The sequence below is a fragment of the Parasphingorhabdus sp. NYA22 genome (assembly GCF_976973735.1).
Genome location: NZ_OZ333478.1, coordinates 136,202 through 151,678 on the forward strand (window position 1 = coordinate 136,202; position 15,477 = coordinate 151,678).

At 53.5% G+C, this 15,477-nt stretch carries 9 protein-coding genes; 8 read left to right on the plus strand and 1 reads right to left on the minus strand.

What is annotated here, in order from left to right; genetic code table 11:
* Window positions 1-572 precede the first annotated feature (572 nt).
* The gene (locus ACWFTY_RS17655) at window positions 573-1,568 is read left to right on the plus strand and encodes an AAA family ATPase (protein ID WP_447526961.1); all 996 of its coding nucleotides are present in this window, start codon (window positions 573-575) and stop codon (window positions 1,566-1,568) included.
* 129 nt (window positions 1,569-1,697) lie between these two features.
* Window positions 1,698-3,722 carry a S8 family peptidase gene (locus ACWFTY_RS17660; RefSeq protein WP_447526962.1) on the plus strand — a complete coding sequence of 675 codons (2,025 nt, stop codon included), beginning with the start codon at window positions 1,698-1,700 and terminating at the stop codon, window positions 3,720-3,722.
* 59 nt (window positions 3,723-3,781) lie between these two features.
* Here the strand turns inward: ACWFTY_RS17660 and ACWFTY_RS17665 are convergent.
* Window positions 3,782-5,127 (minus strand): IS3 family transposase gene (locus ACWFTY_RS17665; protein ID WP_447524529.1). Its coding sequence is split into 2 segments (ribosomal slippage): window positions 3,782-4,795 and window positions 4,798-5,127, totalling 1,344 coding nucleotides; the frame shifts between segments, so codons are not numbered across the junction.
* A 466-nt stretch (window positions 5,128-5,593) separates the two neighbouring features.
* On the opposite strand from ACWFTY_RS17665, the gene ACWFTY_RS17670 reads away from it, so the two are divergent.
* The 6 genes from ACWFTY_RS17670 to ACWFTY_RS17695 all read left to right on the plus strand — a co-directional run bounded on the left by ACWFTY_RS17670 (window position 5,594) and on the right by ACWFTY_RS17695 (window position 15,236).
* Window positions 5,594-6,790, plus strand: coding sequence for an AAA family ATPase (locus ACWFTY_RS17670; RefSeq protein ID WP_066746255.1), 1,197 nt, complete (start codon window positions 5,594-5,596; stop codon window positions 6,788-6,790).
* A 57-nt stretch (window positions 6,791-6,847) separates the two neighbouring features.
* Window positions 6,848-7,915, plus strand: a complete 1,068-nt coding sequence (locus ACWFTY_RS17675) for a ParB/RepB/Spo0J family partition protein (protein WP_447526963.1) — start codon at window positions 6,848-6,850, stop codon at window positions 7,913-7,915.
* A gap of 112 nt (window positions 7,916-8,027) precedes the next feature.
* Window positions 8,028-9,275, plus strand: coding sequence for a replication initiator protein A (locus ACWFTY_RS17680; RefSeq protein ID WP_447526964.1), 1,248 nt, complete (start codon window positions 8,028-8,030; stop codon window positions 9,273-9,275).
* A 546-nt stretch (window positions 9,276-9,821) separates the two neighbouring features.
* Window positions 9,822-10,253 carry an antitoxin Xre/MbcA/ParS toxin-binding domain-containing protein gene (locus ACWFTY_RS17685; protein WP_066746183.1) on the plus strand — a complete coding sequence of 144 codons (432 nt, stop codon included), beginning with the start codon at window positions 9,822-9,824 and terminating at the stop codon, window positions 10,251-10,253.
* On the plus strand, window positions 10,250-10,732 hold the full coding sequence (locus ACWFTY_RS17690; RefSeq protein ID WP_066746186.1) for an RES family NAD+ phosphorylase: 483 nt from the start codon (window positions 10,250-10,252) through the stop codon (window positions 10,730-10,732). The genes ACWFTY_RS17685 and ACWFTY_RS17690 overlap by 4 nt, the downstream gene beginning before the upstream one ends.
* A gap of 292 nt (window positions 10,733-11,024) precedes the next feature.
* Complete coding sequence (locus tag ACWFTY_RS17695) at window positions 11,025-15,236, plus strand: strawberry notch-like NTP hydrolase domain-containing protein (RefSeq protein ID WP_447526965.1); 4,212 nt, start codon at window positions 11,025-11,027, stop codon at window positions 15,234-15,236.
* Window positions 15,237-15,477 lie beyond the last annotated feature (241 nt).

The window sequence follows — 15,477 nt, forward strand, 5'->3', positions numbered from 1 at the left end:
TTGTCGCGCGCGATACAACTGTCACCGCAAGCTTTCCCCTTTCGGCAAGTCTTGCAACAACCCGCCACACCGATCTGTGCCAAAGCAGCGCCTGACCCGCAGGGATTAAATTCCGTGGGTCCGACGGCGCCAATCAACAATACTAGCGACATTGCGATAGATTTCATTCTGCTCCCCCAAACTCAGAGTGTCTCACAATCATGATACTCTGTCCAATCTGGGGAACGATGAACTTTGATAGTTCCGGCCATCTCCAACGTCACCTTGCTCATCAAGCGTTGGCTGCTAAAAAGGAGAAGAAAGAAAATTAACGTCTAATATTCCGGCGAAAACCCGCTTTAATAACATTGTTACGGCCTTACTATTGAGCGGTTGTCAAAATACGTCACCTGGATAGCCCTAACCAGTTAGGGGCATTTTTTGGTTATGGCGGCGGCTTCATTGATTGGAAGTCTTCTGGTTAGACGGCCAACTAAACCCACAGCAAAATGTAATTCATTAGGTGACATTGAGAATGTCGGGCAATATGGTCATCTAAGGACGATGAAAATGCGGGTTATCAAGGGACTTTCATGACGAACGCCAAGCAAATAGAAAAAATGCTGCGCAGCCATGCTGAGGGTGATGACGAACAATTTTTCTCGATTGCGTTACAAGTGGCGGCAGCGGAAGCTCGACAAGGCAGACGTGATACTGCCAATAGCCTTCGTGCGGCTGTTGACGCAGCAAGAGCAAAAGACGGCGTTAGACCCTCTATTCCGATCGCCTTTGCAAGTCCGCGCGGCGATTTGGAAGGTCTTTTGGATCTCAAACAACCATCTATCACGCTGGCAGATGTGATTTTGCCATCTGCATCATTGGATCGGTTGAACCATTTGATGTTGCAGCAGCGCAAGCGCGATCAACTTCGAGAACATGGAAAACTGCCCAGCAATAGATATTTATTTGTAGGACCACCCGGCTCGGGGAAAACCATGACCGCCGAGGCGGTAGCTGGTGAGCTGAAATTACCTCTCTTTGTGATCCGATTAGACACACTAATCACTCGGTTTATGGGCGAAACAGCTGCCAAGCTTAGGCTTGTATTTGACGAAATTTTACGTCGACGAGCGGTTTATCTGTTCGATGAATTTGACGCTGTTGGAGGACATCGCGCAGCTTCAAATGACGTGGCCGAAATGCGCCGAGTTCTGAATAGCTTTCTTCAATTCATGGAAGAAAAAACGGCGACAGATAGCGCAATCATTGCGGCCACAAATCACCCAGAACTTCTCGACAAAGCGCTGCTTCGCCGTTTTGATGAAGTATTGGAGTTTTCTCTTCCAACTCCGGATCAAATTCGGGCGGTAATAAAATATAATCTTCGGCCGATAAAATACCCTCGGATCAAATGGAAAGCTGTAGAAAAAGCGGCTGAAGGCCTGAGCCAAGCGGAAATTGCGAGGGCGGCAAGTGAAGCCGTAAAGACCGCAATACTGGCGCAACGCTCTTCGATCACAACTCAAGATCTGACCGAAAAATTGGAAGATCGGCAATCAATGCGATCCGCGTTTACGACGGCTTCATAATTCGTGGCTGACCATGACCTGCCTCACATTGATATCTCCGCATTGGTTCGGCGAGGCGATTATAAATCACCGGGTAATAATGGCCGCGTAAACCCTCTCCAGCGGATCCGTGCCGATCATGGAAGGCGGATGGCGGAAGAGCTGCGAACAGCCTTCAACCAAGCTGATCAGACACAATCTGCATTGGTTGGAGAAATCCCTGACCTGGAGGGTTCCGGGGGTATATATCTTGAGGTCGAATTGAACCGGTTAACGGGCGCAGAGATAATTGAACGAAAAACGGAAAATACAAGACAAAGTGCTGAAAAGGTTTTGGACGACGGCACACGGACCATTGCTCTTTTCGTTCCCGATGATGCGCGCGATGTACTTGAGAATATTATATCCGATTATACCGAAGGCGAGATTACCTCGAGAAGAGGCACCCCGCCCTTAGCCGGTCGTGTTGAACCCATTGAGCATATTCGCGAGGCACGGCTGAGGACCTTTTGGCGTGATGATCAAGACGCACTACCAACCGAACCGCAAGAAGAAATTTGGTGGGCGCTTTGGTGTTTTCCTGACAGTTTGGAAAAGGTTGTCGCCACTGCAGGCACGCTCGGTCTCCAGCTAGGTACAAACGACACGTTTTTGCACTTTCCCGAAATAGTTGTCGTCCCCGCTTATGGCCGAGTGAGCTCGATTGAACTTCTGCTATTTGCGACTGGCGGTATTGCTGAACTGCGCAGAGCAACCGACAATCCTTTGGTGTTCACACAAGACCTAAAGGACGATATCCCGGCGTTTATAGATGACTTAGCTGAAAGAGTTACATGGCCCCAAGCCGATGCTCCTGCTGTTTGTCTGCTTGATACCGGTGTGAACAGGGCCCATCCCTTGATTGAACCGGCCCTTTCAATCGATGATTTAATGTCGGTAAACGAGGCATGGGGCGGCGACGATCATGATGGCGGTCCCGGGCATGGAACCGGAATGGCTGGACTATCCCTACACGGCGACTTGGTTGCGCCGCTCGCTGATCAATCTAATCATATTCTCAGTCACAGAGTGGAATCGGTAAAAATATTGCCGCCAAATGGGTTTCCTCCAAATGAGCCTCATTCTTACGGGCCAATTACATTGAGCGCTATTGCCAAAGCCGAGATACAAAACCCATTGAGAGACCGTGTTTTCTGTATGGCGGTGACTAATGAAAACCGTTCCGGTGCTGAAAATAGCGCGTGGAGTGCATCAATTGATCAAGCTGCAGCGGGAGCGGAGCTGCAAGATCCCGATAACCTGTCACCCAAACGGTTGATTGTCGTTGCTGCTGGCAACATTCCCGACAATAGCAACGCGGCGGCCATATCTGATCATGACGCGTTCCCGATGCAAGATCCTTCGCAGGCTTGGAACGCTCTTGCGATTGGCGGTTTTACACAAAAGACCGCTATTGCTGAGCAGGGTTACGAAGATTGGACTCCGTCTGCTGCCGTAGGAGAGGCAAGTCCATATAGCCGCAACTCGATATTGTGGAATTCCAGTAAGTCAGCTTTCAAACCCGATCTGGTGTTTGAAACTGGCAATCGCGCAATTAGCCCATCGGGCCAAGAAGCGGTTGCGGGATTGGATTCTATATCACTTCTTACAACGTCTAAAGAGGTGGATACTAACCCACTGACGGGTTTTTGGGCGACAAGCGCGGCGACCGCACAAGCAGCGAGAATGGCGGCGCAAATTAGTGCCGATCATCCAGATTATTGGCCAGAGACCGTTCGCGCGTTGATGGTTCACAGCGCCCGCTGGACCCCGCCGATGCTTGAAGCCATTGATTTAGGTGCAAGCAGGCGGGACAAGGCAGATAGCATACGGAGATTTGGATACGGCGTGCCCAATATAGTTCGCGCATCCGCATCAGCTGCAGATGATCTTGCCTTGGTAGCGCAAAATACGATCCAGCCATTTAGAAAAGATAAGGGTATCAGATTTAACGAGGCGCACATTTACGAGCTCCCATGGCCGCGAGAAGTTTTGGAAGAGCTGGGTAATACGGCGGTTAAGCTCAAAGTTACTTTGTCCTATTTCATCGAACCAAATCCCAGTTTTGCTAGTGTGATTGACCCTGCCCGTTATCAATCATTCGGCCTCCGGTTTGACCTGTCCGTCGTCAGATAATTTGAGACATATGGCGGTTTAAAATAGGCGAGTATTTGGTTCCATCTGGTTGGTTGATATTAGGCGGCGATCTTGCGGTATTGCAATCGCCTTTGTTCGATGGTTTTTCGTTTGATCCTTTCTCGTTGTTTGATGATAGATTCTGCCCTGCCGAAGTAGGCATCGGCGGGTGTGACGTTTTTCAGGCTCTCGTGATAACGTTGGTGATTATAGTGCTCGACGAACGCCTCGACCTGCGCTTCGAGATCGCCGGGCAGATAATAATTTTCGAGCAGGATGCGGTTTTTGAGGGTCTGGTGCCAGCGTTCGATCTTGCCCTGGGTTTGCGGATGGAACGGTGCACCGCGAACGTGGCGCATCTTCTTGTCGGCCAGATAATCCGCAAGTTCACCCGCAACGTAGCTTGGCCCGTTGTCCGATAGCAGGCGCGGTTTGTGCAGCACATGCGCCTGCCCGCAGCCTGATGCCTCAAGAGCCAGCTCCAGCGTATCGGTGACATCTTCTGCGCGCATGGTCGTGCACAGTTTCCAGCTGATTATATAGCGGCTGTAGTCATCGAGGATCGTCGACAGGTAATACCAGCCCCAGCCAATGATCTTGAGGTAGGTAAAATCAGTCTGCCACAGCTGGTTGGGCGCCGTTGTCTTGTCCTTGAACTCGCTGGCGGCCTTCATCACGATGAAGTTCGGGCTGGTGATCAGGTCGTGGGCCTTGAGCAGGCGGTAAACGCTGGCCTCCGACACGAAGTAGCGCTGTTCATCGGTAAACGTCACCGCCAGCTCGCGGGGCGATAGCTCGCAGCGTTCCAGCGCCATATCCAGGATCTTGTCCTGCACCTCCTCCGGGATCCGGTTCCATGCCCGGCGCGGACCGGGACGCCGATCTTCTAGCGCCTCTTCGCCGAACCGCTGGTACAGATCATACCAGCGGTAGAAGGTAGGCCGGGCGATGCCCAGCCTGTCGAGCGTCTGCTTGGCAGGCAGATGGCTTTTCTCGACCAGCCTGATGATCTCGAGCTTTTCTGATGCAGGATATCTCATTCTTCGCCTTCCCCATCCCCGATCATGCTTTTTTTAAGCAGACGCATCTCAAGCATCTGTTCAGCGACAACCTCCTTCAGATCTCGGGCTTCCTTACGAAGGTCGCGCACCTCATCAGTATTGGCAGCGCGGGCAGTATCGCCAGCCAGCCTGCGCTTGCCAGCCTCCATGAAGTCCTTCGACCATTTGTAATACACGCCCTGCGCGATACCCTCACGGCGGCATAGCTCGGCAATGCTATCTTCGCCGCGCAGACCCTCCAGCACGATCCGGATCTTCTCTTCCGCGCTATACTGTTTGCGGGTCGCTCTGCGGATATCTTTGACCACCCGCTCCGCGGGGGCTTTCGAGTGTTTTGGTTTCATTTCCGTTCCTTACAGTCACTGCAATGAAACCAAAACACTCGCTTATTTTATGCAGCCAGTCTGTCTATTGAATGCTGACGGGGGACATTGAGCAAAGCACGTTCGGAAAGCATCCGTACGAGCATCAGCCGACCAGGAGCGATCGTTCTGGCCGAGCGACTTAGCGAGATGATAGCCAAAAACGACCGTGAAACAGAAAGACGCCAGCTTGAACGGCCCATTGCTGGGATGTGATCCTTTTTTGCTCAATGAAGGTTTTGCAATCGCAAAGGAGAAAGGACTTCGCCCCAAACATCAAATCACTATCATCATTCCCCGGAATTTTGGTCGAGACGCGATTTCTGGCCAATATCTTCGATTTATTCTGGCCGTATTTTTGTTTGACACTCACCGAGAAACCACTCGACTGAAGCTTAAATCTATATTATGCGCACAAAGTCATTCAATTGAGCAGGCGTCACACCAAATGAATTCAGAAGTGAACCGAATTGCAGAAATGGCTGAAGCGGGCGAAAGAATGATCGAACGCCTGCGCAAGAAAGCATTTCTGCCTGAAGCGCGCAAGGGTTTGGCAGTTCGCTACGGCATCGCAGAAGCCGCCCAACTGCTCGGCTGTTCAACAAACCGTATCCGCATGGCGGAGAATGACGGGCGTCTGCCCCCTCCCCCGGCCACCAAAAACGGGCGCAGGCCCGGATATAGTATCGAAGATCTTCTCAATATGCGGCAAGTGCTGGATGCCTCGCCCGCCCGCGCACCACTCGATCAACCGGCGATTATCGCGGTTCAAAATTTCAAAGGCGGCGTTGGCAAATCGACAGTTACAACTCATCTGGCGCATTATTTCGGCGTTTTGGGTTACCGCGTATTGGTGGTGGATTGCGATAGTCAGGCAACCACCACGACTTTATTCGGCTTCAATCCTCATTTTAATATCACCCGCGAACAAACGCTTTATCCATATCTCTCAATAGAGCCTACACAAACCGACTTGCTCTATGCTGTCCAGCGCACGCCCTGGCCAAATGTCGACCTCATCCCTTCCAATCTGGAACTTTTTGACGTGGAATACGAGCTAGCTGCATCGGGCGCAGATGGCGGATCAGTGTTGGCAGCGCGTTTCCGCAAACTGAAGAGCGGTTTGCTCGACCTAGCCCAGCAATATGACATTGTATTACTTGATCCCCCCCCTGCCCTTGGTACGATTAGTCTCGCGGTCATGCAGGCTGCCAATGCGTTATTGATTCCCCTAGCCGCAACCACACCCGATTTTTGTTCAACCGTACAGTTTCTCTCGATGATGGAACAGGTCACCGAGCAGATACGGCAAGCAGGAATTGATGTTTCTTATGATTTCGTGCGCCTGATCTGCTCAAAATTTGATTCCAATGATCCAAGTCACGCAATGGTGCAGCAAATTATGGAGCAGAGCTTCGGCCCTGCTCTGTTACCCGTACCGATACTGGAAAGCGCAGAAATAAGCCATGCGGCGCTCAGAATGATGACCGTGTACGAACTGGAGCGCCCTATCGGGACGCCGCGCACACACAAACGCTGCCGCGCCAATCTTGACCAGGCTCTGGGGCAAGTGGAACAACTTGTCCGGCGCAATTGGGGTGTAACAAGTCCCGCGAGTGCGGCGGAGGTGGTAAATGCAACCTAAAACAGGTCATTCAAGTATTTATGTTCGCTTTATGTTCTCGTTTTCCTTGGGAGAGATATGATGGCGGGAGGTAAACAAAAAGACTATCTAGCCGATTTGCTCGCCGACGACCAACCGGTAAGCACGGATGAAGCGGCCAGCACAGAGCCTTCTCCGGCCCCTACAGAAACCAGCGGACGGCCAGCGAGAGGCGGCGGTATGGCGCTTTTGGGCCGCGAGTCTGCTTTGGCCCGTGTTGCCTCCGGCGATGTCCGTCAGGTTACGCAGCTCCGTCTTGATCCCGCCCGCGTGCGCATTTGGAAGGGCAATGCCAGAATACAGGCGCGCCTGAATGAAGAGAATGTGCGCGACCTGATTGATACGATCATCGCAGAGGGCGGACAAAAAGTTCCGGCCATTGTCCGGCGCGTAAACGATGATGCGGCCTATGACTATGAAGTGATTGCCGGAACGAGACGCCATTTTGCGATCAGCTGGTTACGAACAAACAGCTATCCTGACATGACCTTTCTGGCGCAGGTGGCCGATCTTGATGACGAGGCCGCCTTTCGGCTTGCCGATATTGAGAACCGCGCCCGCAAGGATGTAAGCGAGATTGAGCGCGCACGGAATTATGCTTCTGCGCTCGAGCAGCATTATGGCGGTAAACAGCGGCGCATGGCCGAGCGGCTAAAACTATCCGAAGGCTGGCTGTCAAAGATGCTCAAAGTGGCAACATTACCTGATATAGTTCTTGCCGCTTTCGCTGACTTAGGCGAGCTAACACTTAATCCGGCCTATAAGCTGTCACAGGCACTAGCCGATGAAAGGCGTCATAAATCCATAGTTGGAGCCGCTGAACGTGTCACCGAGGAAAACGGTCAGCGCGCTCAGGACGGCCAGCCCCCACTTGGCGGAACGGTTGTTCTCGCACGGCTTATGGCTGCGGGTGAAGCTGACAAGCAACGCCCGAAGCTTTATGAGGGCGTTTCACGGCATAATCGCCCTGCCCTCTCCGTCACCACAGCAAGCCGCCAAGGACTGACCATCAAGGTTCATGCCGCATCGGGCGCAGACGAAGACGAGATGGTCGCGCTTTTTCGCGAAGCGCTCGCAAGCCATGAGTATAACACAGAGGTAGAATGAAACTCGCCCTACCCTTCCCTTTTCTGGCAGACGGTGTAAACTTTCTTCGAGGAAAGTTTTTTTCGCCACTGGATTCGCGGTCCAGAAAAACTTTCCTCGAAGAAAGTTTCTGATGGCTCGCTCGAAAGGCGTCAGAGGCCGGAGAGCGGTGGGAGAACAGTTCGACCTGTTTCTCCCTTATATCGCCGATCTCAATTTTCGCGATCAGCGCGAGATGATGGAGCGGCCATTTTTCTCGCTTGCCAAAACCAGACGCATGAAGCCGATCGACTATAAATCGCCCGATGGGAAACTATGGGTCCATGTATCTGCCAATCCAGATTACGGCATGGCCACGATCTGGGATGCCGATATCCTCATCTATTGCGCGAGCGTTCTTGCCGATATGGCGCGACGCGGACAAAATGATATTCCTCGGACCTTGCATATCATGCCATATGATCTGCTGCGTGCGATTGGCAGGCCAACCACGGGCAGAGCTTATGAATTACTGGGGCAGGGGCTGGACCGCCTCGTCTCCACAACAGTTAAGACAAATATCCGCGCGGAGAACCGCCGTGAGGCAACATTCAGCTGGCTCGATGGCTGGACACAGCTCGTCGATGAAAAAACCGAACGCTCGCGCGGTATGACCTTGGAGCTCTCAAACTGGTTCTGGGAAGGCGTTTTGATGAAGGGCGGCGTATTATCGATCGACCGGGCCTATTTCGATATATCCGGCGGGCGCGAGCGCTGGCTTTACAAAGTTGCGCGCAAACATGCGGGCGGGGCGGGGGATGTTGGATTTGCAATATCGATGCCCACGCTGTTCGAAAAATCCGGTGCCGAAGGCCAGTATCGCCGGTTCAAATTTGAAATATTGAAACTTGCCGAGAAAAATGGCTTGCCCGGATATGATCTCATCATCGAGGATCTCGATCACGGCGAACCAAAACTGCGGATGCGCAAACAAGGTGACCACGAACCGGTCAAACTGGCGTCAGCAGGGCAGGGGAGCGAAACACCCAAAGCCGCTTCTCCAGAAAGCCGAGTTCGCACCAAGCCAGCGGCTCCTGCTCCAAAATCAAGCAATCATGTGACGAAAACGGGCGCTACGGACGAACCAGTTATTGACGCGCGCAAAATGATCAAACGGACTTTAACCGGACTGAGTACAGCGGCAACACGCGGCTATATGACCGATGAAACCATCGAACTTCTACGCAGTGAATGTCCTGGCTGGGATCTTTATCGGCTACATGCAGATTTCGAAACCTGGGTCAATGGCAGCGAAGATCGGACGCCTGTAGACTGGCAAAGGGCTTTTATCGGCTTTGTCCGCCGATACAACAAGAAGCATGGTCACGAAATCAGGCGCTAAAATAGCAGTCAAAACTAGCCAAATTCCAGACCAATATCGGGTTCCGTTCCCGTTGTGTCGAGTTCAGCTTACTCAGATTTTTCATAGCAAACGATAGAAGTCCGATTTGAAGCACTTTCCTGTATGCAAGCCTCAAAGTGATTCAATGCGGTCGATTAATTTCAGCTTCCAGTCAATGTTTCGACACAATAGGAACGACATTCGATCTTTCAGGAACGATTCATCGACCTTCCGGGAACAACCCTTCGACACAACGAGAACAAATAGCCGACACTCTGGGAACGGCAAAATTCTGCGACTCGCCCGTTTCCCCACAAGACAGCGGTTGAATCTGCCTTTAACCTCATAACCTTATTATAACCCTCTAACATACAATGATATTTATATAGGTTTATGATTCACAGGAGAAGGCCATAAACGCACCTTTGCGAACCTTCGGATGGGTTTATGACAGCCTTAATATTGAGGCCATTCAGGTGGTCGTGGAATTTTGCTTGCAAACCAACTGATAGCTACTTTAGTCTCAATTGAGACAAAGGCGCTTTCATGGATCCACAAAATTATAGCATTGAACAACTTCTAGGTATGTCATCCGATGGAGAAGACCTGCTCGGCCTCGCTCTGTGCATAGAGGAAGGGCTGCCAGTGGAGGCTATCGATCATCTTGTAGCCATAGTAGCACCCGGAGATATCAATCTCAAATACCGCTTCCTGCCCAAACCGACGCTGGCACGGCGGAAAAACTCGGCCAAGAAGATATTGACGAGCGACGAGGGCAACAAGCTCGCCAGAGTTGCCAAGGTGATGAGCTTTGCTTTGGAGACATACGGTGACATCGAAAAGGCGCGAACATTTATATCGAAGCCGCATATCATGCTCGGCAACAGGATACCCTTGGAGATAGCTCTCGCAACCGGACCGGGAGCGGACTCAGTGATTAACATATTGGGCCGGACCGCTTATGGCGGCGGCGTGTGAGCGCGCAGCATACTGACCAAATTCTCACCGCCTACAGGATTGGTGCTCTAAACGGCAAACATCCGCTCTACGGTGATGAAGGATCGCGGTTTTATCCCGGCAGATGGAACAAGCGGAGCAGCCCCATCGTCTATTGCTCGCAGCATTATTCAACACAGATATTGGAAAAACTTGTTCATGCCAACGGAGTGATGCCACCAGACCTTTATTTTATAACGATCTCTATTCCCAAGGGCATTTGCTATGAAAAATTCCAGACGGCTGCCCACTCTGGGTGGGACGGTAAATCGCAACGCATCTGTAAGGAATTTGGGGACAGGTGGGTCCGTGAAAAGCGCTCGGCAATTCTGCTGGTACCCTCGATACCCGCGCGATTTGAAACGAACATACTGGTAAATCTTGCTCATGATGCCAGCAAAGCAATCACTTATGAGCGCGCAAAACGAATATCTTGGGATGATCAGCTTTACCGAAGCTAGCAGCGGGCGGTACCTTATGGGATACAAGCTGGTAGGATAACGATGCGACGCGCGAAAGCTTGCCTCTCGACCATAGCATAAACCGATCTCCACCGCCCTCTGCCGGCGCATACGCTATGATTTGAGTACGGCACGAGCAATTTATTGCACCGATATTCAGTCCATCTTCTATTTTTCTCATCATTTGAACCATTTTGCTGCTCGAAGGCAGCGCGCCCGCTGGTTGCGCACGGGCCGGAGGGGAGGGGGAAGGGGAGGGTGATCAATTTTGGTCGATATACCGGAGGTTTCCATGCCGATTGACCCATATAGTATTTTCCACCCTAAAGCGTCCATCCTGCTCTCCGCCGGAGTGAACCTGTCCTCAAAACTTGACGAGCCGCTTACACGAGACATGCTGATCAAGCATCTTGCCGCAGCAGCTGGCACCAGCACAGCTCAATTCACCATCCGCGACGCCTTCGAAATGCTCGAGTGCGCTATTGTTGCCCATATTCAACAGAACGATCGGGCCGCAAGCCAGCAGCTTCCCGATTTGATTGCGACCTATCCTGGTCTCCCAACGCACACCGTTCGCAGCGAGTTGCAAGTGAGCCGACAGCAATTTTCCACCCCTGCACCGCTCGCACTTTTTGCACAGGCGCGGGCGGCGTTGACCGCCGAGGATTTTGTTCTCGAACCAAGCGCTGGCACCGGTTTGCTTGCCACCGAAGCATTACGGCTCGGCGCAATGCTCAGGCTCAATGAACTGGATGCATGCCGACGCGCGCTGCTCACCGGCCTTTATCCCGGCGCCGCCATAACCAATCACGATGGAGCCGAAATCGCCGCACGCTGGCAGGGAAGGGCGCCCACCAGCGTCCTCATGAATCCACCCTTCTCACGCAACGCCGATGGTTATGAAGATCATTTCACTGCGCTCAGACACCTTCATTCGGCCCTTAAAGTGCTGTCCAGCGGGGGGAGGCTAGTCGCTATCCTGCCGAGCTGGATAGACCGTCCAGGCCGCAACGCGGCGAGTCTCGCCAAAATGATCACGGGTGCCTCGATTATCGAACGCTTTACGTTGGCCGAAGGCTGTTTTGCCAAGCACGGGACGAATATCGCGACGACCTTGCTTGTTCTGGATAAGCTACCGGATCTGCCAATGATTCATAATATTCACGTTGCGGCCTTAGCTGAACTAACTGACCAGCCAAGGCCCCTGCCACGCCGGGAGATCGAACCACAGACCAGAACCCCATCGGCAACCAAATCAATGTTCGGCGGCTTTGTCCGCCCTGCAGAGCCGGTGCAACCCATTCCGGCTCACAGGCCAGTTGAAGACGCCGTCACACCTGTTGTTTACACCGCACTCGAGGAACCTGCTGCGCTAGGCGAACAAGTTGGTGACTATCTTCCGTACCGTCCGGCACGGATGCTCTTCGAGCAAGCCGGCGAACATCCTACAGCCCTTGTCGAAAGTCTTGCCATGGGCTCGGTAGCGCCGCCCAAACCCGATTACCGACTTATGCTACCAACGCGCATCGTCAAAGACCGGGTCTTGTCGGCCGCACAGCTTGAAACGGTCGCTTATGCAGGCCAGGCCCACGCCGACTGGCTGGCCGGCAGTATTAACGACGAGAACACTGGGGAGGTGATCGAAAGACGGATCCGCAAGGGGTATTTTCTTGGCGACGGGACGGGAGCAGGCAAGGGGCGCCAGATCGCTGCCACTATCCTCGACAATTGGTTACAGGGACGACGCAAGCATATCTGGGTGTCGAAGAACGCAACCTTGCTTGAAGACGCCCGCCGGGATTGGACGGCAGTTGGCGGCATCGCCGCCGATATCCAGCCCCTCAAAAATTGGCCACTGGGTACAGACATTGCAATGAGCGAGGGTGTGCTGTTCGTTCCTTATGCCACGTTGCGATCACAGCGCGAAGATAGCAGCCGCCTGACCCAAATATTCGATTGGACCGGCCCCGAATTTGATGGTGTTATCGCCTTCGACGAAGCTCATGCAATGGGCGGCGTTGCAGGCGGTGAAACCGCTCGCGGCAAGACCAAGGGTTCTGAACAGGGAATGGCCGGCGTGACCCTGCAGGACAAATTACCAGCTGCGCGTGTTCTTTATGCTTCGGCGACCGGCGCGTCGAACGTCAATAATCTCGCTTACGCCGTGCGCTTAGGCCTCTGGGGCCCCAATACGGCCTTTCCGACGCGTGATCTGTTCATTGAGGAAATTGCCGCTGGCGGCATAGCTGCGATGGAAGTGGTCGCGCGCGATCTCAAATCAATGGGACTCTATACCGCCCGTGCGCTGAGCTTCGCCGGCGTTGAATATGAAATGCTTGAACATATTCTTTCCGCCGAGCAAATCGAAATTTACGACCGTTACGCCGAAGCCTGGTCAATCATCCACCAGAATATGGAAGCTGCGCTCGAAGAAAGCGGAGTAATTGATGCTGTATCGGGCGATACACTCAATGCGGGAGCCAAGGGTGCAGCTCGTTCCCGATTTGAAAGCGTCAAACAGCGGTTTTTCCAGCAGCTCCTTATGAGTTTGAAACTTCCGAGCCTATTTCCTGCGATTGAAGCCCATATTGCCGACAAAATGGCGATTGTCATCCAGCTTGTCTCAACCGGTGAGGCTATGCTTGACCGGCGACTGGCAGACCATGACGATGACGCCGCAAACGAGCTTGATATTGATCTTAGTCCGAGAGAATATCTTTTTGACTATCTCACCCGCGCTTTCCCAACCCGACAAATGCAGACCTATATCGATCTCGAAGGCGAAATGCGTTCGCAACCGATGCAAGATGACGATGGTAACCCGGTCCACTGTGCCGACGCAATCGCACGGCGTGATGCATGCCTTGAACAGCTTGGGGCAATGCCGCCAATCTCCTCCGCGCTCGACGCCATTATCACCCGCTTTGGCGAAGACAATGTGGCCGAAATTACCGGAAGGAGCCGCAGACTGTCCACCGCAAGCGACGGTCGCCAGCTCGTTCAGCGCCGTTCGGCGCGGAGCAATGCGGCAGAAACCGATGCTTTCATGGAAGACCGCAAGCAGATTTTGGTCTTCTCTGACGCTGGCGGCACGGGGCGCAGCTATCATGCCAGTCTTGATGTTCCCAACCAGCGCCGCCGGGTCCATTTTCTTCTTGAACCGGGCTGGCGCGCTGATGCGGCTATCCAGGGGCTTGGACGGACCCACCGCACCCAACAGGCAAGTTCCCCGCTTTTCCGGCCCGTCACTACAGATTGCCGGGGTGAACGGCGCTTTATCTCGACCATAGCTCGGCGGCTCGACAGCCTCGGCGCGCTCACCCGCGGGCAACGTCAGACCGGAGGGCAAAATCTGTTTGACCCGGCTGACAATCTGGAAAGCGACTATGCCATGTCCGCGCTCAATGCCTGGTTCCGACTGCTGCATTCCGGCAAGCTGAAAAGCGCTTCTTTCCAGGATTTCCAGAAGCGGACAGGCCTTGAACTCGAAGGTGAGGGCGGTGAACTGCGTATGGACCTGCCGCCCATCCAGCGGTGGCTCAACCGCATCCTCGCACTGCCAATCGCCATGCAGAACGCGGTCTTCGACGAATTTCTCGGGCTAGTAGATCAGCGTGTAGCAAAGGCACGGGAAGCGGGAACGCTCGATCTCGGGGTTGAAACCATCGCTGTTCAAACCCTCGAAATCGTCTCCGAGCGCTTGCTGCGGACCGATCAGTGCGGAGCGACAACCAAACTCGCCGAGCTTGCAATCACCCGGAAACGTCTTGTTCGCAGCCACGATGACATCGATTTTCGGCGTAGCTGGGACCAAAGCGCCGAGCCAATGAGGAACGATAGGTCGGGCAAGGTCGCGCTGATGGTCAGCCAGCGCGATTCGCTGCTCGACGATGGAACCACCGTCCGGCGCTTCAAGCTCATCCGTCCTGCACGTATCGACCATATCGACGACCAGGCGCTGGCCGAAAGCAACTGGCGGAAAATTCGCGATACCCAATTTGCAAAGCTGTGGAATGCTGAAGCCGAAGAAGCGCGCGATACCCTCGAAAATGAAACCCTGTTCATCGCTACGGGATTATTGTTGCCCGTTTGGCGCAAGATTCCCTCAAAGATGCTTTCGGTTGTGAGAATCGCAGCCGCTGACGGTCGCTCAATTCTTGGGCGCGTGGTCGACGCCGGTGATTTGGGCGCGCTTTGCGAAGGGCTAGGTCTTGAAGCGCCCAAACTCACTCCCAATGCAATGATTGAAAGCGCCCGCAGCGGTGCCCGGATCCCGGTCAACGGACCAGACCAGCTAACGCTCAAAACGTCTCGCGTGGCAGGCGCCCAGCGGCTCGAAATTATCGGCGCTCATGCCGCTCGACTTGGCTGGTACAAGTCGAGCGGCTGTTTCACCGAGATTATCGCCTATAAAACACGGCTTTTCATGCCGGATACAGAGGCCGCAACCATCCTCGAGGCGATTTGCGCGCAAAGTCAGACAGAACGAACCAAGGTCGCCTGAGCCGCACCGCTTTCTTTTGATAGCTGAGCAGATTGTGCAACCGATAGACCGGTTTTTATCACGGCTACGCCCCCAATCCCGGCACACCAGCGCCAATTCATTAAATCGAGACCAGCGACCCAAGCAGGCAACCCAATAGCCAGCGGCGCTTGCGCGCCCGCGCGGGCAGGAGGGGAGGGGGAAGGAGAATGGTGGGCCTGAAGGATGGCAATAATGTCATCCGGCTCTGGAGAACTTCGCT